The sequence below is a fragment of the Pseudomonas sp. AKS31 genome, from assembly GCF_023634765.1.
Taxonomy (GTDB): domain Bacteria; phylum Pseudomonadota; class Gammaproteobacteria; order Pseudomonadales; family Pseudomonadaceae; genus Aquipseudomonas.
The window spans coordinates 1-1,423 of sequence record NZ_JAMLFX010000032.1; the positions used below are offsets into that span (position 1 = coordinate 1).

Sequence of the window (1,423 nt, forward strand, 5' to 3'; positions counted from 1 at the left end):
GCCATCCCTTTCAAGGTCTTCGGTAAAATCGCTGAAATTTCATTCAGGGATCCCCAAACGATGTGGGCCGATGTTCTAGCGCGTTTCGAGAAAAAAGCACCTGCCAGTGTCATGGCCAAATTGGCACTGGAGCAGGCTATTGCCCCTGAATGGGTCGATCAGGTTTTCGAAGAACATCGGCAGCGGCAGTATTCTCGTGAACTACTGTTCTCGACCATCATCAAGCTGATGTCCCTTGTTTCATTGGGCTTGAAGCCATCCCTGCACGCCGCCGCGCGGCAACTGGAAGATCTCCCTGTCAGCTTGGCGGCCCTCTACGACAAGATCAGTCGTACCGAGCCCACGCTGTTGCGCGCTCTGGTTACGGGCTGTGCGCAACGGCTGACTCCAACCATCAAAGAACTGGGTTGCACGACGATGCTGCCGGACTGGCAGGTTCGAGTGGTAGACGGCAATCACCTGGCATCCACTGAGAAGCGTCTGGGGGCTTTACGCCACGAACGCGGCGCTGCTCGTCCTGGCTTTTCGGTGGTTGTCTACGACCCCGACCTGGATCAGGTCATCGACCTTCAGGCGTGTGAGGATGCCTACGCAAGCGAGCGTGTTTGTGTGCTGCCTCTATTGGCTGATGCCGAGCCGGGCCAAGTGTGGCTGGCTGATCGACTCTACTGCACGCTCCCGGTGATGGAGGCTTGTGAGCAGGTCCAAACTTGCTTTGTCATTCGTCAGCAGGCCAAGCATCCTCGCTTGATTCAAGAGGGTGAGTGGCAAGAGCCAGTGCCTGTGGAAACAGGCACTGTGCGTGAGCAGATCATCCAGATCAGAGGCGGTTATCAATGTCGGCGTGTCGAGCTGACGCTTCATTCGCCAACAGACTCGGGTGACAGCAGCTTGATGTTCTGGAGCAATCTGCCCCAGAGCGTCAGTGCGCAGCAGATCGCGCAACTCTATCGCCGCCGCTGGAGCATTGAAGGTATGTTCCAGCGACTGGAAGCGATCCTGGAAAGTGAAATCGAAACCCTTGGCAGCCCAAAGGCTGCCTTACTCGGGTTCGCCACTGCGGTATTGGCCTACAACGTCCTGGCCGTCCTCAAACGCAGCGTCGAGCAAGCTCATCGGGAGACCCAGCCTGAAGGATGGGAAGCCTCGATCTATCACTTGGCGGTTCAGGTCAGGAGTGGTTTTGAGGGAATGCAGATTGCACTGCCCTCGGAATATCTTCCTGTCGTCCCTCTGGAAAAACTGGCTCAGCGCTTACTGGAACTGGCCAGAAACATCCAGCCAAAACAAGTTGCGAAAAGCCCCCGTGGCCCCAAGGTGCCTAAACCCAAGACATGGGTTCAAGGCACCGCTGTGCATGCGCATGTTTCAACGGACCGGGTAATCAAGGCTGCCAAAACGAAAAGACCTTGAAAGGGATGGC

Annotated in this window: 1 protein-coding gene; it reads left to right on the forward strand. The window is 56.4% G+C overall.

The features are described from left to right. Window positions 1–111: 111 nt before the first annotated feature. Window positions 112–1,413 carry an IS4 family transposase gene (locus tag M9827_RS27575; RefSeq protein ID WP_250608372.1) on the forward strand — a complete coding sequence of 434 codons (1,302 nt, stop codon included), beginning with the start codon at window positions 112–114 and terminating at the stop codon, window positions 1,411–1,413. Window positions 1,414–1,423 lie beyond the last annotated feature (10 nt).